We start from the raw sequence: 20,339 nt of genomic DNA on the forward strand, positions 1-20,339 counted from the left end.
CGGGTGTCTAGCCAACGGCGGTAATGATACGGTCTGCGTGGCCTTTGGCGCGGATGTTGGGCCAAACCTGCGCAATATTGCCTTCGGCATCGACAAGAACGGTCGTCCGGATAAGGCCGGTATATGTTTTTCCGTAGTTCTTTTTCTCGCCCCAAGCGCCATAGGCTTCGATTGCAACGCGATCTGGATCGGCAATCAGAATTGGCGAAAGGTCATATTTTGCGCGGAATTTCGCCAGCTTTTCCACCGAATCGGGTGAGATTCCGACCAAAATGGTGTTCGCACGTTCAAAATCTTCAGCGAGGCGTGTGAAGTCAAGATTTTGATTTGTGCAGGCCGGTGTGTCGGCCTGCGGATAGAAATAGAGAAGAACGGATTTGCCCTTGTGATCGGACAGTTTGAACGGAGCGCCACTATCTGTTGGCAATTCAAAATCCGGTGCGGGGGTGCCGGGTATGAGTTTCGTCATTTTTTATGTTCTCGCACTATAATGTTGTGAGTCGTCACGCCTGTCCGGTCATGCGGTGCCTTATTCCAGCCGCCAAAATTGGGCATGGAACGTATGGCTATAGCCGATTCCTTGAGCATGCCGAGATGAACTGATCTGAGCCCGCAGCCAACAGTGAGCAACATCGAGAGTTCGGAGCAGATTCCGGGACGGCGGAGCCGTGCCCGAACGCTGGCCCGCGTCTTCAGTGTGGTTGTTATCGCGCTGGTTTTGGTTCTGGTGCTGATTTACGCACGGCTGTTGATTGGACCGGTCCCGCTCAATTTTCTCTCTGATCGGGCGCAAGGCATGGTAACCAGCCTGATCGACGATGGTTTCCATGTCGACTGGGGCGATTTCGGCGTTGCGCTTGATGGGCCGTTCAACCCCGTAGTGCGGCTTGCATCGGTCGAGCTTCTGGATGCTGAAACCGATGCGTCCATACGCATGTCGGCACTCGAAATCGGCATTTCGCCGTTGGGCCTGCTTTACGGTCAGCCGGAAGTTCGTATTACGCTTGTCGAACCGCATTTCCAAATGGTGCAAGATCTGTTTGGTCCTCGTTTTTCCCGCTATGCGCTGGTCGAAGATGCAGATACGGGTGAAATAACGGCGCAGATCAGTGAGGGAAATTACATCGCGCCGACAGTACGTATTCGCCAGGATGGCCTGCAACTGGCGGGACAGGAGCGTAACGGCACGCCTGGTGGACTGCGTTCGGATAACGACTGGCTGATCTACAACCTGGAGGCAATGAATCAATCGCTTTCGGAAATTGCCGCTCAGGCGATGAGCGGGCAATTGTCTCGCATCGTCATTCGAGACGGCTCTGTTGGCATCCTCGACACGGTGTACGGACTTTACAAAGAACTGGACAGCCTGTCGGTGGAAGTGCGAGCCGGGCGCGCGGAGGGCCGCGTCAGCGCGCTTTTTGAAGCCGGGATTGCCGGGCGGGTAACGCATGGCACCCTTATCCGCTCGGAGGTCGGTGGCGTCGCGCGTATCGAAGCCAATGTGGACGAGATCGACTTTGCCACGATCATACCGTTTCTCGATGATCCCGATGGCGTGGTGGCGCTGCGTGGGGCTGGCGCGCTTGACCTTGAGGTGAGCTTTGACGCGCACACTGGCGTGGTCGAGCGGGGCGTTTTCGGCCTCGATCTTACCGGTACGCATCTGCGGCTTAACAATGACGCCTTCGAGGTAACGACGAGCCCGTTCGATCTGATATGGTATCCGCATGAGGCACGCTATCAGTTCGTTGAGGTGGACTTGGCGGTTGGCCAGAGTGCAGCCCAGGTTTCGGGCGATCTTGTGCTTGGGTTCGACCGGCAATTCGGCCCTACCGTCGGCATGTCTATCAGGGCAATCGATGTGAACCTGCATCCCGACGATATGGAGGCGCCCGAAGAGCCCTTTGAGTTTGTCAGTTTTGAAGGCTGGTCGGCTCCGCTTTACGGAGCAATTGGTATAGACCGGTTGGTTGCGGCCCGCGATATGGCGAGCCTCGTCGTCAACGGCCGCATAGATGCCGTGCGTGAAGGGGTCGGCGTCGACCTGCGGTTGAGCGGCCGGGGGGCGAGTGCGGACGATCTGAAGCGCCTTTGGCCGTATCTGTTCTCGCCGGAGGCGCGCGACTGGTTCGTTGACTATGTAAGGGACGGAAAGGTTCATTCAGCCGATATCCATGTAAACTTTCCGGTCGGCACAATCGATATGGAAGGAACAGGCGAACCGATCCCTGAAGGCGGCCTTACCATCGACATTGTTGGCGATGATGTGCAGTTGCAGGCCTTTGAGGGCCTGCCGCATTTCGAGATTGACGGCGCAGCGCGCGTCTCGGTGCGCGACAACCGGTTGACGTTGGCTTTCGAGCACGCGGTCGTTCTGGGACCTGCTGGCAATATCGAAATTACCAATGCGGCATTTCTCAATCAGAACACCGCAGCCGCAGAGCAGGTGCTTGAACTGTCTGGCGACATTAGCGGTAGCGTGAACGCCATCGTGGCCATGGCCAACGGAGAACCGCTCAATCTGCTCCGCGAGATCGAAGTCGGCTATGACATCAATGAAATCGCCTCTCAGGTCGAAGGCAATGTCGCAACAACTGTCATTGCAACGCTGATTATGGATGAAGCCGGCGAGATCGTGAACGCTGACTATGCCCTGAACGGTTCGGTCAGCGGTGCGCGTAGCCGCAATCCTATCGAAGGCTATTCGTTCGAGGATGTCAGGCTGGCATTTACCGCCTCGCAAGAGGGTTTTCAGGTCAATGGCAGTGGGCAGGTCGAAAACGTCCCAATTGATGTTCAGGCAAGTCAAACGCGCGGCAACGCGCCCGATATCCGGGTCGCAGCGACACTAAGTGCAGCCGATGCAGCGGCTTTCGGGATCGACGTTTCCGAATACATGACCGGGCAAGTGCGCGTGATCGCCAGCCCCCGTGAGGACGGGCGGTTTGGCTTTTCGGCCAATCTGACTGACGCCACATTGGCGCTCACCGATATTGGCGTGAGCAAGGCTCGTGGCGTAGCTGGCGCACTTAACGGGATCGTGGGTTTCGAGGACGGTGACGTCGCCATATCGGAGATCGATATGGGATTTGGGGACGTGAGATTGCGGGGCGATCTTGCGCTGGGCCTGGACGGCGTTCTGAAATCCGCTGATTTTTCGACTTTCCGGATCAGTCCAGGTGACGATGCCCAGGTTGCGATGACGCCCGTGGACGGCGGATTTGCGCTCTCTGTGCGGGGGCGGCAACTGGACGTGAAACCGATGTTGCGACGCTTTTTCGACCTCAATGGCACAGATGGGGCTGGCGCGAGCCAGGATCTTCAGAACCAACGCTTTGACGTGAGTGTGCAGCTTCAACGGGCTATCGGTTATTATGGCACAGTGGCGATCGATCTGGGGCTTGAGCTTTCCGTGCGGGGCGATGAAATCAGAAATGTAAGTCTGACCACGCAGCTCGGTGGGGACAGCCGGGCCTCGGCGACAACAAACGTCGTTCCGGGCGGCAGGGTCATGACCTATGCAAGCAATGACATCGGAGCCTTGCTTCGGTTTACGGGCATTTATCCGCGCCTTGTTGGAGGTGAGGGTACGCTTGTTATTCAGCAGGATACGGCAGCCCAAGCCGAGGCTGGTGTATTTGTCATTCGGAACTTCGCCATCGTAGATGAAGCAAATGTGGCCCAGATCGTAGGCGCGCATTCGGAATCGCGTCAGTTGATCGCGCGTGGCAATTCACTGAACTTCGATTATGGCCGTGCGCAGTTCATCCGGCGTGCGGATCGGATCGAAGTGACCGAGGCCATGATCAACGGCGACAGCGTTGGCGGGACGTTGCGCGGGAACATTCTGACCGGGCAGGGCCGATATGATCTGGCAGGAACATATGTTCCGCTATTCGGGCTGAACAATATTTTCCAGCAGATTCCCTTGTTTGGTCCGATTTTTGGCGGCCGACAAGGCGAAGGGCTGATCGGGGTTACTTTTGCCATACGCGGTCCACTGAACGAGCCGGACATTCTGATCAATCCGGCATCCATTCTGGCGCCCGGCATGTTCCGCTCGCTGTTTGAATATCGCGCCGCGCGGCAGGATGGGTAGAGCTCAGTCTTGATGCACATGCTCAAAGAAAAAACCGCCACACCGGATTGATGTGGCGGCTGCTTATTGCCGGGACGATGTCGTTATCAGACGGGCTTGAGCAATACGTGCCGCTTCTTGCCGATCGAGAGTTTGATAACGCCTTCGGACAGGACGCTCTCTTTTGTCAGAGCGAGCTTTTCATCGGAGACGGCATTGTCATTGACCTTGAGCGCGCCTGCCTGAATGTGCCGCCGGGCTTCGCCGTTCGATGAGGCAAGGCCCGCCGTCACTGTTGCTGCGAGGATGCCGAGGCCGCCTTCGAGCGCATTCCAGCCGATCTGGATGGTGGGCAGGGAAAGATCGAGTTGCCCGGCTTCAAAGACAGCAACAGCGGTTGAGGCCGCGTCTTGAGCGGCTTGACGGCCATGGACCATTGCCGTCACTTCGGTTGCAAGTATCTTCTTGGCTTCGTTGATATCGGTCGCATCGCCACCGACAACGCGCGCGATTTCGTCGAGCGGTAGCGTGGTGAACAGCTTGAGGAAGCGTTCAACGTCAGCATCCTCGGTGTTGCGCCAGTATTGCCAGAAGTCATAGACCGACAAAGCATCGTCATTGAGCCAGACCGCGCCGTTTGCGGTCTTGCCCATTTTCTGGCCCGATGCCGTGGTCAGCAGCGGCGAGGTCAGGGCATAGAACTGGGTGCCGAGCATCCGGTGCCCAAGATCGAGCCCATTGACGATGTTGCCCCACTGATCGGACCCGCCCATCTGCAGGACGCAGCCATGACGCTTGTTGAGTTCAACAAAATCGTAGGCCTGGAGGATCATGTAGTTGAATTCGAGGAAACTTAGCGACTGCTCGCGGTCCAGCCTCAGCTTCACCGAATCGAAGCTGAGCATGCGGTTGACCGAGAAATGACGCCCGACATCGCGCAGGAACTCGACATAGGAGAGCCCCAGAAGCCAATCGGCGTTGTTGGCCATGATAGCGGCGTTAGGTTCGCCGCTATCGAAATCGAGAAAGTTTTTGAACTTCTGCTTGATGCCTTCGATGTTGGCGGCAAGGTCGTCGACCGTGAGCAGCTTGCGCGCTTCGTCCTTGAACGATGGATCGCCGATCATGCCGGTGCCGCCGCCCATCAGCGCGATGGGGCGATGGCCGGTCTTTTGCAACCAGTGCAGCATCATGATCTGCATGAGATGGCCGACATGCAGGCTTGCGGCTGTGGGGTCGTAACCGATGTAACCGGTCACGACTTCGGTGGCGAATTTCTTGTCGAGGCCTTCGGCATCGGAAATCTGATGGATGAAACCGCGCTCATCGAGCGTGCGGAGAAAGTCGGATTTGAACTGGGTCATTGTCCTGGCATTTCGCAATGAGTAAGTGCTGACCCCGAAGGGCCGGTGTGCGACCGCTGGTTATCGTCCGCCGCCGGCAGCGATCTCGGCCCGGCGACGGTCGAGATATTCGCCGCACGCTTCGATCAGTTCATCCACTTTGTTCTCATAGAAGTGGTTGGCGCCTTCAACGATTTGCTGCTCGATTGTGATGCCTTTTTGGGTTTTGAGTTTATCCACGAGTTTTTGGACCGCTTCGGGCGGTGCCACTCGATCCTTGTCGCCATGGATGATCAGGCCCGAAGACGGGCAGGGGGCGAGGAACGAGAAATCGTAAAGGTTTTCCGGCGGTGAAACCGAAATGAATCCCTCAACTTCCGGGCGGCGCATCAAGAGCTGCATGCCGATCCATGCGCCGAAGGAAAATCCGGCAATCCAGCAACCACGGCTTTCGCGATTGAGCGCCTGCAGCCAGTCGAGGGCCGCCGCAGCGTCTGAAAGCTCACCTACGCCGTGATCGAACAGGCCCTGCGAGCGGCCAACACCGCGCGAATTGAAGCGCAGAACAGCAAAGCCCCGCTCAACGAACATATAAAAGAGATTATAGACGATCTGGTTGTTCATCGTCCCGCCAAACTGGGGATGCGGGTGCAGGATGATCGCGACGGGTGCGTTCGGCTCCTTGCCTGGCTGGTACCGACCTTCGATGCGGCCTTCCGGGCCATTGAAAATCACTTCAGGCATTTACTTTAACCTTATCGTTTTTAATTTGACGCATGGCAGCCATGCAATGGATGGGGTCCGGCTTGACGAATGCGCCGGGGCTTTCTAAAACTGACCTAAATGCCAGTTTAGAATAATTCCAAACGCGGTGTTGGCTGGATCTCCGGCCGGTTGTGAGCGCTCCTTTTACTTAAGGTGCGAGTCGAATTTCAAGGATTGTTTGTTGCGAGCCACGCCCGCGTGCGCCAACGCCACCGGATCGATGACTAATATGGTTGCTGCATATCTCGATCACAACGCCTCTGCGCCGCTTCTTGCCGAAGCGCGCGACGCGGTGATTGCAGCCCTCGATCTGCCGGGGAATCCTTCTTCCGTCCACGGTTCGGGCCGCGCGTTGCGCAAGATCGTTGACGATGCGCGCGATGCGGTTGCTGAACTGGCCGGGGCTGAAGCCAAGCAGGTCGTTTTCACCGGCTCGGCAACAGAGGCGCTGACGCAGGCAATTGTCGGCGGCGCCAAGGCATTCAATGTGGATCGCATCGTTTACTGTGCGACCGATCACACAGCGACGAGCAAGGCTGCCGAGGCGACCGGATTGCCTGTGACCATGCTGCCTGTCGATTCAGCGGGGTCGATCGATATTGAGACGCTGGCGAGCACACTGGAAGCTGCTGATGGAAGCGGCGAAACACTGTTGGTGTCTTTTGCATGGGTGAATAATGAAACCGGCGTCATCCAGCCGCGCGGCAGGATAGAAGCGCTGGTCGGGCCAAGTCGCCATCTCCTTGTGATCGATGCGGTGCAGGCTTTTGGCAAACTGACACTGGATTTTGCTGCCTCGGCTACCGATATGATAGCTGTGTCGGGCCACAAGATCGGGGCACCAGCAGGCATTGGAGCGTTGTTGGTCAAGAGCCATTGCGACAATGTTCGGCTTGTGCCCGGAGGCGGGCAGGAACAGGGCAGGCGTGGTGGGACAGAACCCGTCGCGTTGATCGCCGGATTCGGCAAGGCCTGTGAAGCCTATCCAGCGTCATATGAGCGCGCAGGTGTGGCGGTACTGGGCGAGACCCTTGAGACGGGACTAAAGGGCATGGATTCCGAGGTCGTGATTTTTGGCGAAGGTGCCGAACGGATTGGCAATTGCGTGAATTTTGCGGTTCCGGGGATCAAGAACACGGTTTCGATGATGGCGCTCGATCTTGCCGGAATTGCTCTTTCTTCAGGGTCTGCCTGCTCATCAGGCAAGGTGGGCAAGAGCCATGTGCTCGCGGCAATGGGCGTTACGCCCGAATTAAGTGAATGTGGCCTGCGGGTCAGCTTTGGATGGAGTTCGACGGCAAAGGATGTCGAACTGTTTCTCGAAGCATTTGAAAAGGTTTTGAGCCGGCATCGCGCCAAGAGCGGTGCGGCTGCTTAAGCGGAACGATCAGGAGAATTTTATGTCCGATTATGGCATCCCAACCCTAAAAGAGAACATCGACAGGGAAACCGTCGATCAGGTTCTCGCGCTGGATGTGGACAAGTATAAATACGGCTTTGAGACTGATATTGAATCCGACATGGCGCCCAAAGGGCTGGACGAGGATACAATCCGGTTTATTTCGGCCAAAAAGGAAGAGCCTCAATGGATGCTCGATTGGCGGCTGGAAGCCTTCCGGCGCTGGCAGACCATGATTGAGCCGACCTGGGCGCGCGTCAAATATCCCAAAATCGATTTCCAGGATCAGCACTATTACGCAGCGCCCAAGGGTTCATCCGGCCCCAAGAGCCTCGATGAAGTCGATCCGGAACTGCTGCGGACTTATGAAAAGCTCGGTATTCCGCTTTCCGAGCAGAAAATTCTCGCAGGCGTTCAGGAAGACGGAAATGGCGAAGCCACGCCGTTTTCTGGCAATGTTGCCGTCGATGCGGTTTTCGACTCCGTCTCGGTTGTCACCACGTTCCGTAAAGAACTGGCGAAGTCAGGCATCATCTTCTGCTCGATTTCGGAGGCTGTGCGCGAATATCCCGAGCTCGTGCAGAAGTATCTCGGTTCGGTCGTGCCCGTGACCGACAATTATTATGCGACGCTCAATTCGGCTGTCTTTACTGATGGTTCGTTTGTTTACATCCCCAAGGGCGTGCGCTGCCCGATGGAGCTTTCGACTTACTTCCGTATCAACGAACGGAATACAGGTCAGTTCGAGCGCACTTTGATCATCGCTGAAGAAGGCTCCTATGTGAGCTATCTCGAAGGCTGTACGGCGCCAATGCGCGACGAAAACCAGCTTCATGCCGCCGTTGTGGAACTGGTGGCGCTCGATGATGCGGAGATCAAATATTCGACGGTGCAGAACTGGTATCCGGGCGATAAGAACGGCAAGGGCGGCATCTACAATTTCGTCACCAAGCGCGGCGATTGCCGCGGCAAGAACTCCAAGATTTCCTGGACGCAGGTGGAAACCGGTTCGGCGATAACGTGGAAATATCCGAGCTGCATTCTGCGCGGCGACGGTTCGCGTGGGGAGTTCTATTCGATCGCAATTTCCAACGGTCATCAGCAAGTCGACAGCGGCACCAAGATGATCCACCTGGGCAAGAATACGTCTTCGCGTATCATTTCCAAAGGTATTGCGGCCGGGTTCTCGGACAATACCTATCGCGGCCAGGTTTCGTGCCATCGCAAGGCAACCAATGCTCGCAATTTTACCCAGTGCGACAGCCTTCTGATCGGTGACACCTGTGGCGCCCATACAGTGCCCTATATCGAAAGCCGCAATTCGAGCGCGGTTTTCGAGCATGAGGCCACGACATCGAAGATCTCCGACGATCAGATGTTTTATTGCCTGCAGCGCGGTCTTAGCGAAGAGGAAGCGGTTGCACTGATCGTCAACGGCTTTGTTCGTGACGTGCTTCAGCATCTGCCGATGGAATTCATGGTGGAAACCCAGAAGCTGATTGGCATCTCCCTAGAAGGGAGCGTTGGATGACCGGATTTACGATCAATTGGCCTGTTCTCATCGTCTTCGCGATCATTGTGTTCGCGGCGAGCGCGGGGGTGGCCTATTGGCGCCGGAAAGATCCCGAATGGCGCAGGGCGGGCGTTTTGGCCGTGATTGCGACAGTTCTTTACGCATTGATTTTGAATTGGACCTGATGCGCGTTCTCGAAAGTGACGAACCGGCGCAGAATAGAAATCTGGAGTTTTAATAATGAGCACACCGATGCTTGAAATCAAAAACCTTCACGTTCGCGTTGAGGATCAGGAAATCCTGAAGGGCGTAAATCTGACGCTTAATCGCGGCGAAGTGCATGCGGTGATGGGCCGGAACGGCTCTGGCAAGTCCACGCTTTCCTATGTGCTTGCTGGCAAGGACGATTACGAAATCACCGACGGCGAAATCCTGTTTAATGGTGAAGACCTGCTGGAAATGGAACCCGATGAGCGCGCTGCCGCCGGTGTGTTTCTTGCTTTTCAGTATCCGATCGAAATTCCTGGTGTGGCCACGATGACGTTTTTGAAGGCTGCCATGAACGCCCAGCGCAAGTCGCGTGGCGAAGGCGAACTTTCGACACCAGAGTTCATGAAGGCCGTCAAGGAAGCTGCAAGTCTTCTCGAGGTCAAGCAAGATATGCTCAAGCGACCGCTCAATGTCGGATTTTCCGGTGGCGAAAAGAAGCGCGCAGAAATCCTTCAGATGGCATTGCTTGCGCCGCAGCTTTGTATTCTCGATGAAACCGATTCCGGGCTGGACATCGATGCGCTGAAGGTTGTTTCCGAAGGCGTGAACAAGCTGCGCGGCCCGGATCGCACAATGCTCGTGATTACCCACTATCAACGCCTGCTGAACCACATTGTGCCGGACGTCGTGCATGTATTTTCCGATGGCCGCGTGGTCGAGACGGGCGGCAAGGAATTGGCGCTCGAACTCGAAGCCAAGGGCTATGCCGATTTTGACGCTGAAACCGCTGCCTGAGGCAAGACAATGAATATTCAAGCTCCTATCCGGCTTAGTGCCGCTGAGGAAAGTCTCGCCAGTCAACTCGACAGTGTTGGTGCGGAGGGTCTGGCAACGCTGGTGCGCGACAAGGGTCTGCCTACAAGGCGTGTCGAATCCTATCACTATACAGACCTCAAGATGCTGCTGAACGACGTGCCCCCGCTTGCGAGCGCGGCGCAGGCCGGTGGCGCTCCCGCTACAGATATCGCTGGCGCTTATCGCATCGTCGTTGCCAATGGCATTGTGCAAAACTCGGGCACTGCCCCCGCGGGTATTGCTGTCGGCACGGTCGAGGGGCCGGTCATGGCGTCGCGCGACGATCTGATCGTTTCGCTCAATGGTGCGCTGGGCAAGCAGGCTCTGGGCCTTGACCTGACTGGCGATGTCGACCCGGTTATCCATGTCGATCACCGCTTCGAGGGTGCTGCCGCCCACGTGCTGAGCCGCACCAGGATCGCAGTGGCTGCAGGCGCAAAGGCTACCATTATTGAAACGGTTTCGGGTAGTGATGCCGCGCATCTGGGCAATCTGGCGACGCATGTATCGCTGGGTGAAGGCGCGGAAGTCACCCATATCGTTGTGGATATGTCAGCGCTGCAGGCACGCCAGTTTTCCAATCTGGAATACCGGATTGAAGCGAATGCCAAGTTGAAATCCGTAATGATCAATGCCGGTGCGGCGCTGGCGCGTGCGCAAGTGTTTGCCGATTTCGTCGGTGAAGGTGCCCATAGCGACTTCCTTGGCCTTAATGTGGCCGACACGGACGAGCATCGGGATATCACGCTCGATATTTCCCATGCGGTGCCAAACACCACATCGACCGAGCTTTACAAGCAAATCGTACGTGGTCGCGGCAAGGGCGTGTTCCAAGGCAAGATCACGGTGGTCAAAGACGCGCAAAAGACCGATGCGAAGATGATGACCCAAGGCCTGATGCTGTCGGACGAAGCCGAAATTCTCGCCAAGCCGGAACTTGTCATCTATGCCGACGACGTGGTTTGCGGACACGGCGCGACTTGTGGCGATCTGGATGAAACTTCGCTGTTTTATCTGATGAGCAGGGGCATTCCGAGGGCTGACGCCGAAGTCATGCTGATCCGCGCCTTCCTTGCCGAAATCGTCGATGCAGTTGAAAACGAAAGCGTGTCGGAAGTTCTGACCGACATCGTTGAACGCTGGCTGTCAAAGGACGTTTGATGAGCATTGATCTCGATGCCGTTCGTGCAGACTTCCCGATCCTGAAGGAAGAAATTCACGGACGGCGACTGGTCTATCTCGACAGCGGAGCATCGGCGCAAAAGCCGGTGCAGGTGCTGGATCGGATGGACCATGCCTTCCGGCACGAATATGCCAATGTGCATCGGGGTCTGCATACACTGGCCAACCGGGCGACCGAGGCTTTTGAAGGTGCGCGCGAAAAAGTGCGTGCGTTTCTCAATGCAGCGCGGGTCGAGGAGATCATCTTTACCCGTTCGGCGACCGAGGCGATCAATCTGGTTGCGCATTCCTTTGCCGGGCCGCGGGTGGGCGAAGGCGATGAAATCGTCATTTCGATGATGGAGCATCATTCCAACATCGTACCCTGGCATTTCCATCGCGAGCGCAAGGGTGCGGTGATCAAGTGGGTTGATGTGACCGATGAGGGCGAATTCGATCTCGATGCCTTTGCCGAGAGCCTCTCGGATCGCACTCGGATGGTTGCGATAACTCATATGTCCAACGTGCTCGGAACGATCACGCCGGTAAAACAACTCGTCGAGATTGCTCATGCCCGGGGCATCCCCGTCCTGATCGACGGCAGCCAAGGTGCGGTACACACCAAGGTGGATGTGCAGGACATCGGTGCGGACTTTTACGTCTTTACCGGCCATAAGCTCTACGGCCCCACCGGAATCGGCGTCCTTTACGGCAAGTACGATCTGCTTGCCGAAATGGAACCTTATATGGGCGGCGGAGAGATGATCGAGGAGGTGACCATAGATATGGTGACCTACAACGAACCTCCACATCGGTTCGAGGCCGGCACGCCGCCGATTGTACAGGCAATCGGGCTCGGTGCTGCGATTGACTATGTTGAAGCGATTGGGCGGGATAACATCGAGGCGCATGAGCAGGAGGTAGCGGCTTATGCGCAAGAGCAGCTTTCCCGCATCAATTCGCTCAAGATAATCGGTAATGCGCGAGGCAAGGGTGGCATTTTCTCATTCACGCTGGACAATGCCCATGCCCATGACGTTTCGACCCTGCTGGACCGCTACGGTATCGCTGTGAGGGCGGGCACCCACTGCGCAATGCCGCTACTGCAAAGATTTGGCGCCACCTCTACATGTCGTGCGTCTTTTGCCCTATATAATGGCAAGGACGACGTTGATGCGCTGGTCGAAGCCATCGAGAAGGCGCGCAGCTTTTTTTAAGTGAGTTAGAACACTATGATTGAGAACGCATCCGCAGATACCGAGGTTGAAGCCAAGACAGACTCCATCGTCTCGGCGACCGGCGGCGCTCTGCCTCCCGAGGAGGTCGAGCGTATCACCACTGACCTCATTGCAGCGTTCAAGACCGTTTACGATCCGGAAATCCCGGTCGACATCTATGAGCTTGGGCTTATCTACAAGGTCGATCTGGACGATGATCGCAAGCTGTCGATCGACATGACTTTGACCGCGCCGGGTTGCCCTGTAGCTGGCGAAATGCCAGGCTGGGTGGAAAATGCCGCACGGTCGGTCGAAGGCATTCAGGATGTCGAGGTAACGATGGTTTTCGATCCTCCCTGGGGACCGGACCGGATGAGCGAAGAAGCGCAAGTCGCGCTGAACTGGTGGTAGGCTCTTGGGCCGGCCGCCGCTCGATGGGCTGGTCGAAACGTGTCTTTACGTTTCGGATGTGGCGCGCAGCAGCGCTTTTTACGCCGATGTGTTCGGATTTGCTACGATCGGCCAAGGCGACCGCATCGGCGTGCTCGAAGTTGGGCCAGGTCAGGTCCTGATTCTTTTCAGACGTGGCGGGACGCTGGAACCGGTTCGGGTCGGCGACGGCTTCATACCACCCCATGATGGCAGCGGACCGCAGCATCTCGCATTCGGTGTGCCGCGGGATGCGGTCGGGGACTGGAAAGACCATCTTGAGTCCCTAAATATAGAGATTGAAAGTCTGCTCGATTGGCCCCAGGGTGGGCAAAGCCTTTATTTCCGTGATCCGGATGGGCTGCTTGTCGAGCTCATAACCCCCGGCCTATGGCCGAATTATTGAAGTGGTTGACCCTATGTCCATGAAGATCATGTCGATATCCGATGCTGCCGCAGAGCGGATTCGCGAGATCATCGAAGACAGCGATGAGCCTGTCATCGGCGTTCGCGTCGGTGTGAGAAACGCCGGCTGCGCAGGCATGACCTATACGCTGGACTATGTGACTGAGGCCATCGCGGGCGATGACCATGTCAGCGACAAGGGCGTGGATATCTGGGTCGAACCGAAAGCGACGCTGTTTTTGCTCGGCACGGTTATGGATTTTGAAGAAAGCAAGCTTTCCTCCGGCTTCACCTTCAACAACCCCAATCAGGAAGGTGCGTGTGGCTGTGGGGAGAGCGTGCAGCTTAAACCCGCCGACCTTGCTGAAATCGCAAAGGCGCGTGCAGCGGCCGACGCGCCAGCCTAGAGCCGTTTGGTCGCGTGTCCGAACCGCAAAACAACCGTTTCCATCCTCGGATCAAGTCCAAGGGCATGCTTTTGCTGGACACGCTCTAGCGACAGGCCGCTATATTCAGGCGACGCCAATCGATCCTGGAGTGTCAGTCAAATCGTTTTGGGAGACGACCTGATTGCGGCCCGATGACTTGGCTGCATAAAGCGATTTGTCGGCCCGATCCATGAGTTTGACTGGCGTATCGCCCTGCTGGAATTGGGCAACGCCGACCGAAAGCGTAATGCGCCCCAGCTTTTCATTGGTCGACCGCTTGAGCAGTTCCTTGGACTGAACGGCCTGGCGGATACGTTCGGCAATGCTTATGGCTACGTTGATATCGGTCTCAGGCAGAATAGCTACAAATTCCTCGCCACCAAAACGCGCCGGCATGTCGCGACTGCGCAGGTTGGCCTTGAGGACCTGCGCAACAAGACGCAGCACCTGATCGCCTGTCAAATGGCCATAAGTATCGTTAAAAGCCTTGAAGTGGTCGATATCGAGCACAAGCAGCGATAGCGGCAGACCAGAGCTTTCGGCCTGCGTCACTTCGATGGCAAGTTGCTCGTCAAGGCCCTTGCGGTTGGGTATGCGCGTAAGCGGATCGAGCACTGTTTGCTTTCGTACTTCATCGAGGTCGCGCTGAAGCAGCGAAATATCATCCTTGGAACTCTCCAGCTCCATTTCAAGGCGCCGGTTCATATCCTGCATGCGGCGGGTTTCTTTCAGCAGCCGCGAGGAAAGAAGCTTGAGCGCGTCTTCATCAATTCCGCCAGCAAGGTCGCCACTTGCCTGTTGCAGTGAGCCGGAATAGGAATTGGCCGTGACCATGGCATTGCCAATAGCATCGTTAACATTATCGATCTTGCGCACCATGACCGCCGACATTTCCCGCAGTTTTGCGTCCATGTCCTTGATGTCGAGATATTTCTCGCAAAGCAGCGACGCATCCTCGATCGGAATTGGGCCGCCACGGCTCAACAAGTCATTTACGTCGGCGTTGAGCTGCTCATTTGCGCCTGTTGCATAGGTATAGAACAGCTCGAAATAGACGGGAAAGGGGGGGATCTGCGTGCGCTTAAGTAACGCGAATGCAGCATTCGCAAATCCGGAAGCTCTTTCAAAGTCCAAATTCGTCACGACACGCCAGCCATCATCGATGTTAAACAAAAGGTATGCCGTGCCCGGCGCCGTTGCCGGTCAAGCCGCATCCCCTCGAACAGGTATTTGTGCAGTGCTAATGCGCTAGGACCCTAGTGTCTAGGACAATTTAGGCCCAAGTAAACAATTGCTCACGCAACTCTCATGTATTCGATTGCATGATGATAAGTTTTTGCAATCTTGCATGAGCAACATAAGCTATAATTAGAATAGCGCGGATATGTAAATCTGCGCTATTCCTTTGATTTTTATGTGCTTTTCGTTTGATGATCGAAGGTCAGGCCGAACTGCGTGCCGGGCGGAGCAAAAATGCGGGGATATGGCCAGCTGTTTCAAAAGTAGTTGGCCCGTCATCATTATCGCGATGTTTATTTCGTTCTGTCCGCTGGGAACGCGCTTCTTTTACCGGTTTTGATTCGGCTTGCGGCTGGCGTTCGGCCTTCTCGCGCCTCGGTTTTGAGCTACGTGGCCTGCGTTCGACCTTTTCGACCGCTTCTTCCGGCTTTTCTTGTGTTGCTGGAGTTGCGCTTTCCAACCATTCGATATCGCGTTGGATCAGCTTGGTAATGGCCTCAACATATTTGTTCTCGCCTTTGCCTACGAGCGTGATCGCGGAGCCAGAACGGCCGGCGCGGCCGGTGCGTCCGATACGATGAACATAGTCTTCTGCATGGGTTGGAATATCGAAGTTAAAGACGTGGCTGACCGCCGGAATGTCCAGGCCACGGGCCGCGACATCGGAGGCCACAAGAATTGCCAACTTTCCGGCCCGGAACCCATCAAGCGTATCCGTGCGACTTTTTTGGTCCATGTCGCCGTGCAGTGCGCCGGCGTCAAACCCATGTCGCTCAAGTGAGCGGGCAACCGTTGCAACGTCGCGTTTGCGGTTACAGAAGATGATAGCGTTCTTGAGGTCCTTGGCGGCGCGGATCTGATCGCGCAGAGCTGCGCGCTTGTCCTTGGGAGTGGCACCGACCCTGAGCAGCTTCTGATCGATATTCTCGTTGGTCGAGTTCTGACGCGCAACTTCGAGGCGCACCGGGTCACGAAGGAAGCGTTGCGTGAGTTTTTGAATTTCCGGTGGCATCGTCGCCGAGAAAAACAACGTCTGACGACGGGTAGGGAGCAGACTGCAGATACGCTCGATGTCGGGAATGAAGCCCATGTCCAGCATGCGGTCGGCTTCATCGATAACCAGAATATCCACGCCGGTCAGAAGCAGCCTGCCGCGCTCGAAATGATCGAGCAGGCGGCCCGGAGTTGCAATCAGTACATCGGCGCCGCGATCAAGTTTCTTGTTCTGCTCTTCAAAAGAAACGCCGCCTATAAGGAGGGCGACGGTGAGGCGATGATTTTTGCCGTATTTCTCGAAATTCTCATGAACCTGAGCTGCAAGCTCGCGCGTGGGTTCAAGAATGAGCGTGCGCGGCATGCGCGCGCGCGCGCGGCCCTTCTCGAGAAGTGTGAGCATTGGCAGTACGAAGGAAGCGGTCTTGCCCGTGCCGGTCTGGGCAATGCCGATCAGGTCCTTCTTATCGAGGACATGCGGTATTGCCTGCGCCTGAATATCTGTCGGCGTGGTGTAACCGGCGGCGGTGACTGCCTCTGTTACCTTATCGCCAAGACCAAGATCGGAAAACTGCACTGTCAAATCGGGCGTCCAATAGTTGTAATTGCCAGGGTGGCATTTAAAAAGGGTTGGGGCCGTTGCCGGCACCAGTGTGCGGATCGGTTGTCGATCACGGTAAACAATACTATTCCTGTGATGCGACGTGCCTGGAAAAAGCAGACCAATATTTGCAATTTCCAGACAATTGCGGCCTCTGACGCGCCGGACCATAGCGTAGCACTGCGTCAAGTCAACGCAATTTGGCCATAAAGCTTAACAATCGCGTGAAATCAAACGTCCACGTCGGTTACGAACGCTGCCTTGTTTGAGATAAACTCGAAGCGGGCCTCGGGTTTATTACCCATCAGCCGGTCAACGGTGTCGGTGGTGTCGGCCTTGTCTTGAACCACGCGCACCTGTAGCAGTGTCCGTGATTTGGGGTTCATTGTCGTTTCTTTCAAGTGGGCATGGGGCATTTCGCCCAAGCCTTTGAACCGTGTCACGTCGACTTTGCCACGACCGTTGAATTCGGTCTGCATGAGCTGATCCTTATGTCGATCATCCATCGCGTAAGCTGTTTTCGCGCCTTGCGACAGCCGATAAAGCGGGGGCAAGGCGAGATAAAGGTGGCCACCGTCAATCAGAGCAGGCAGTTCCTGATAGAAAAAGGTCATGAGCAGTGTTGCGATATGGGCTCCGTCCACGTCGGCGTCGGTCATGATAATGATCTTATCATAACGCAAATCCTCTTCCCTGTAGCGATCCCGTGTTCCGCAACCAAGGGCCTGCAACAGATCCGAAATGGTCTGATTGGCAGCGACCTTGTCGCGACTGGCGCCGGCTACGTTAAGAATCTTGCCGCGAAGCGGGAGCACGGCTTGAGAGGTACGATTGCGCGCCTGCTTGGCACTTCCGCCCGCGCTATCGCCTTCCACGATGAACAATTCGGCGCCCTGCGCTGCAGACTGACTGCAATCGGCGAGTTTGCCCGGAAGGCGCAGCTTGCGGGTTGCCGATTTGCGGTCGATTTCCTTTTCCTTCCGCCGACGCAGACGGTCCTCGGCGCGCTCGATTGTCCAGTCCAGCAGCTTGTTGGCCTGATTGGGCGAGGTGGTCAGCCAATGATCGAAAGCATCGCGGATAGCGTTATCGACAATGCGGGTGGCTTCGCCAGATGCCAGTTTGTCCTTGGTCTGCCCCACAAATTCAGGCTCGCGAATGAAAACCGAAAGCATGGCGCCGCAATGGCCGAGAACGTCTTCCGAGGTTAAGACCGAAGCCCGCTTGTTGCCGGTCATTTCCGCATAATTTTTCAGTCCGCGGAGCAGGGCGGTGCGCAGGCCCGCTTCGTGGGTTCCTCCGTCCTGTGTTGGAACCGTGTTGCAATATGAAGACGTGAAGCTGTCGCCGATATACCAGGACACCGCCCATTCCACGGCGCCATGGCCGCCAGGTTTGCCAGCGCGACCGGAAAACACATCGTCGATTATACGGGTCTTGCCTTCAATGCGGCGGGCAATGAAATCGCGCAATCCGCCAGGGAAATGAAAGACCGCCTTTGTAGGCACATCGTCGGACGCAAGGCCTTCATCGCAGGACCAACGTATTTCCACACCGCCAAACAGATAGGCCTTGGCGCGGGTCATGCGGAAAGCCCGATCTGGCAGGAATTTGGCGCTGGGGCCGAAGATCTGAGGGTCGGGGTGGAATTTTATCGTGGTCCCGCGCCGGTTGTTCACCCGGCCCATCGGTTCAAGCGTGGATGTTGCCTTACCGCGCGAGTAGGTCTGGCGATATAGCGTCTGTTCGCGGGCGACCTCAACGACAAGATCGTCGGAAAGCGCGTTAACGACCGATACGCCGACGCCGTGAAGCCCGCCGGAAGTTTCATAGGCCTTGGAATCGAACTTGCCGCCTGCATGGAGCGTAGTCATGATTACTTCGAGTGCCGACAAATGCGGCAGCTTCGGATGGCTGTCGACCGGAATGCCGCGACCATTGTCAGTTACAGTCAGATAGCCCTCGGAATCCAGATGCACCTCGATGCGCGTCGCGTGGCCAGCAATAGCTTCATCCATCGAGTTGTCGATGACTTCAGCAAACAGGTGATGGAGCGCATTGGTGTCCGTGCCGCCGATATACATGCCAGGGCGCCGGCGAACGGGTTCAAGGCCTTCGAGCACCTCAATATCGGCAGCCGAATAGCTTTCGCCATTCCCCGAGACTGGCGGCTTGGACAGCGGCTTTTCTACCGCTGGTGCCAAGGGAGCTACTGATGTGGTGCCGAAAAGATCGTTGTTATCTGCCATTGACTGTTTCGTTGGTCCGGTCCGCGAATCACGTTCGTTAGTTTTGTTTAGCATATGGTGGGTTGAGGTGCTGCAAACACCACAGAATTCAGGGCTTCACAAGATTTTTAATGCCTTCGCTCGGCCCCGTTCGCACGAGCGGGGTCAAGGTCGCTCCCAAGATGGCACAGATCAGTGCCTGCTCTATGGCGCGATATTTACCGATGGTTTGCCATTCATCAGCACTTTTTTAAGTCCACCCTGTTAATTCTAATCACATACGGTCATGTGTTTGGAGTTGCCGTATGAGCGAGCAATCTGGGCTTGGGCGATCTTATCGAATTGCCATCATTTTGCTTGTTGCCATCGGGTGGATGCGAGCCGGGTTTAAAAGTATTGCGTACCGGCTTGCCCATCTTTCTGTTCCGCGCTTCGGCGTGTTTTCTGCGCTGACATTAGCATTTTTCCTGATTTAGCGCGTTGCTCCGGTTGCGCGCAATGTATGCAAGCGGCTAGTAAGTGCTCCTCTATCGTCCAGGAGCACCCTCTTGTCCAGCACTGAAGCCAAACCTATCCGTCCGCTTTATTTCCTCGCATCTTTCCCGTTGTCGGGCAGCAATTGGGCGCGCCGGGTCGTGTTTTTGCTCTGGCAGATGCACCAGAAAAATCCACCAAGCGAAATCAATATCGCGGATGCCGATATCGCCATGCCGTGGGACGCCAAAGCCAGCTATTATCAGATGGTGACTGGCCAGCCGGCCGATACGCTATCCGAGCAGCAGATCGCTGCGGCGCGGCCGAAAGTGCATCATCTTCTGGCCACTGAGTTTCCGGGTCTGCCAATCGTGCGCACGCAGGCTGTGCGCGGCGACTTTTACGACAATCCGACAATCAATCCCGAAGTTACACGAGGCGCGACTTATATCGTGCGCAATCCGCTGGATGTTGCTGCAAGTTTTGTGCGCGAACTGGGTATGGCGCCCATGAAGGTCGTCGAAATGCTTATGACGCGCAATTGGCGCATCAGTCCTGGTGCCGCAACGGTTATCGAGCCGCAGGGGTCATGGAGCCAGAATGTACGAAGCTGGACGCAGCGGAAAGACGCCGCAGTTCTCGTACTGCGTTTTGAAGATATTTCGACCGATCCGGTGCGTGCTTTTGAAAAGATTGCGGCTCACATGCGGTTGGAGATCGATCCCGAGGCGGTCCGTCCACTGCGCAACGTCATGTTGTCTCAGCGCGCTATTGAAGGGCCAAAGGATGACGGTCGGGACTATACAGCTTTCCTTCAGCCGCACGAGGCTCGCGCAATTATCGAAGTCCATGCCGTCGAGATGGACCGGCATGGCTATCTCGACAAAAAAGCACTCGAATATGCTGGTATAGAGCGCGATGTGGCCCTGGCTCTTTCGTCCCGCCATACGGGCGATGCAATGCTTTCTTAGGGCGTTCTTGAATTTGGACGCAAAAAAGGG

At 56.2% G+C, this 20,339-nt stretch carries 18 protein-coding genes; 12 read left to right on the top strand and 6 right to left on the bottom strand.

Features of this window, described 5'->3' with window-relative positions; all coding sequences use genetic code 11:
* Positions 1–7: 7 nt before the first annotated feature.
* Positions 8–469, bottom strand: coding sequence for a peroxiredoxin (locus EO133_RS01060; RefSeq protein WP_127070756.1), 462 nt, complete (start codon positions 467–469; stop codon positions 8–10).
* Between the two features lie 153 nt (positions 470–622).
* Between EO133_RS01060 and EO133_RS01065 the strand changes: the two genes are divergently transcribed.
* Positions 623–4,099 carry a hypothetical protein gene (locus EO133_RS01065; RefSeq protein WP_127070757.1) on the top strand — a complete coding sequence of 1,159 codons (3,477 nt, stop codon included), beginning with the start codon at positions 623–625 and terminating at the stop codon, positions 4,097–4,099.
* Positions 4,100–4,185: 86 nt separating this feature from the next.
* Here EO133_RS01065 and tyrS read toward each other — a convergent pair whose 3' ends face one another.
* Positions 4,186–5,442, bottom strand: a complete 1,257-nt coding sequence (tyrS, locus tag EO133_RS01070) for a tyrosine--tRNA ligase (RefSeq protein ID WP_127070759.1) — start codon at positions 5,440–5,442, stop codon at positions 4,186–4,188.
* Between the two features lie 60 nt (positions 5,443–5,502).
* On the bottom strand, positions 5,503–6,165 hold the full coding sequence (locus tag EO133_RS01075; RefSeq protein WP_127070761.1) for an alpha/beta hydrolase: 663 nt from the start codon (positions 6,163–6,165) through the stop codon (positions 5,503–5,505).
* 250 nt (positions 6,166–6,415) lie between these two features.
* Between EO133_RS01075 and EO133_RS01080 the strand changes: the two genes are divergently transcribed.
* The 9 genes from EO133_RS01080 to EO133_RS01115 all read left to right on the top strand — a co-directional run bounded on the left by EO133_RS01080 (position 6,416) and on the right by EO133_RS01115 (position 13,782).
* Positions 6,416–7,564 carry a cysteine desulfurase family protein gene (locus tag EO133_RS01080; RefSeq protein ID WP_164734825.1) on the top strand — a complete coding sequence of 383 codons (1,149 nt, stop codon included), beginning with the start codon at positions 6,416–6,418 and terminating at the stop codon, positions 7,562–7,564.
* A 22-nt stretch (positions 7,565–7,586) separates the two neighbouring features.
* On the top strand, positions 7,587–9,116 hold the full coding sequence (sufB, locus tag EO133_RS01085) for a Fe-S cluster assembly protein SufB (protein WP_127070764.1): 1,530 nt from the start codon (positions 7,587–7,589) through the stop codon (positions 9,114–9,116).
* A complete protein-coding gene (locus tag EO133_RS20090) occupies positions 9,113–9,283 on the top strand; it encodes a DUF4175 domain-containing protein (protein ID WP_164734826.1) in 171 nt (56 codons plus the stop codon). The genes sufB and EO133_RS20090 overlap by 4 nt, the downstream gene beginning before the upstream one ends.
* Positions 9,284–9,350: 67 nt before the next feature.
* Positions 9,351–10,103, top strand: coding sequence for a Fe-S cluster assembly ATPase SufC (gene sufC / locus EO133_RS01090; protein WP_127070813.1), 753 nt, complete (start codon positions 9,351–9,353; stop codon positions 10,101–10,103).
* Positions 10,104–10,112: 9 nt separating this feature from the next.
* Complete coding sequence (gene sufD / locus EO133_RS01095; RefSeq protein WP_127070766.1) at positions 10,113–11,324, top strand: Fe-S cluster assembly protein SufD; 1,212 nt, start codon at positions 10,113–10,115, stop codon at positions 11,322–11,324.
* Positions 11,324–12,541, top strand: coding sequence for a cysteine desulfurase (locus EO133_RS01100; RefSeq protein WP_127070768.1), 1,218 nt, complete (start codon positions 11,324–11,326; stop codon positions 12,539–12,541). The genes sufD and EO133_RS01100 overlap by 1 nt, the downstream gene beginning before the upstream one ends.
* A gap of 15 nt (positions 12,542–12,556) precedes the next feature.
* On the top strand, positions 12,557–12,952 hold the full coding sequence (locus tag EO133_RS01105; protein WP_127070770.1) for an SUF system Fe-S cluster assembly protein: 396 nt from the start codon (positions 12,557–12,559) through the stop codon (positions 12,950–12,952).
* Positions 12,953–12,956: 4 nt separating this feature from the next.
* Positions 12,957–13,376, top strand: a complete 420-nt coding sequence (locus EO133_RS01110; RefSeq protein ID WP_127070772.1) for a VOC family protein — start codon at positions 12,957–12,959, stop codon at positions 13,374–13,376.
* Between the two features lie 13 nt (positions 13,377–13,389).
* On the top strand, positions 13,390–13,782 hold the full coding sequence (locus EO133_RS01115; protein ID WP_164734827.1) for a HesB/IscA family protein: 393 nt from the start codon (positions 13,390–13,392) through the stop codon (positions 13,780–13,782).
* A gap of 105 nt (positions 13,783–13,887) precedes the next feature.
* Here EO133_RS01115 and EO133_RS01120 read toward each other — a convergent pair whose 3' ends face one another.
* The 3 genes from EO133_RS01120 to parE all read right to left on the bottom strand — a co-directional run bounded on the left by EO133_RS01120 (position 13,888) and on the right by parE (position 18,885).
* Entirely contained in the window at positions 13,888–14,946 is a 1,059-nt protein-coding gene (locus EO133_RS01120; protein ID WP_127070773.1) for a GGDEF domain-containing protein, read from the bottom strand.
* A gap of 298 nt (positions 14,947–15,244) precedes the next feature.
* Positions 15,245–16,612 (bottom strand): DEAD/DEAH box helicase, encoded by a 1,368-nt coding sequence (locus EO133_RS01125; protein WP_127070816.1) that lies wholly within the window; start codon positions 16,610–16,612, stop codon positions 15,245–15,247.
* A 254-nt stretch (positions 16,613–16,866) separates the two neighbouring features.
* Positions 16,867–18,885 carry a DNA topoisomerase IV subunit B gene (parE, locus tag EO133_RS01130; RefSeq protein WP_127070775.1) on the bottom strand — a complete coding sequence of 673 codons (2,019 nt, stop codon included), beginning with the start codon at positions 18,883–18,885 and terminating at the stop codon, positions 16,867–16,869.
* A 284-nt stretch (positions 18,886–19,169) separates the two neighbouring features.
* On the opposite strand from parE, the gene EO133_RS20095 reads away from it, so the two are divergent.
* Together EO133_RS20095 and EO133_RS01135 are read left to right on the top strand one after the other, a co-directional pair.
* Positions 19,170–19,340 (top strand): hypothetical protein, encoded by a 171-nt coding sequence (locus EO133_RS20095; RefSeq protein ID WP_164734828.1) that lies wholly within the window; start codon positions 19,170–19,172, stop codon positions 19,338–19,340.
* Between the two features lie 72 nt (positions 19,341–19,412).
* The gene (locus tag EO133_RS01135) at positions 19,413–20,309 is read left to right on the top strand and encodes a sulfotransferase domain-containing protein (RefSeq protein WP_127070777.1); all 897 of its coding nucleotides are present in this window, start codon (positions 19,413–19,415) and stop codon (positions 20,307–20,309) included.
* Positions 20,310–20,339 lie beyond the last annotated feature (30 nt).

The sequence above is a fragment of the Pelagibacterium lentulum genome (assembly GCF_003992625.1).
Lineage (GTDB): Bacteria > Pseudomonadota > Alphaproteobacteria > Rhizobiales > Devosiaceae > Pelagibacterium > Pelagibacterium lentulum.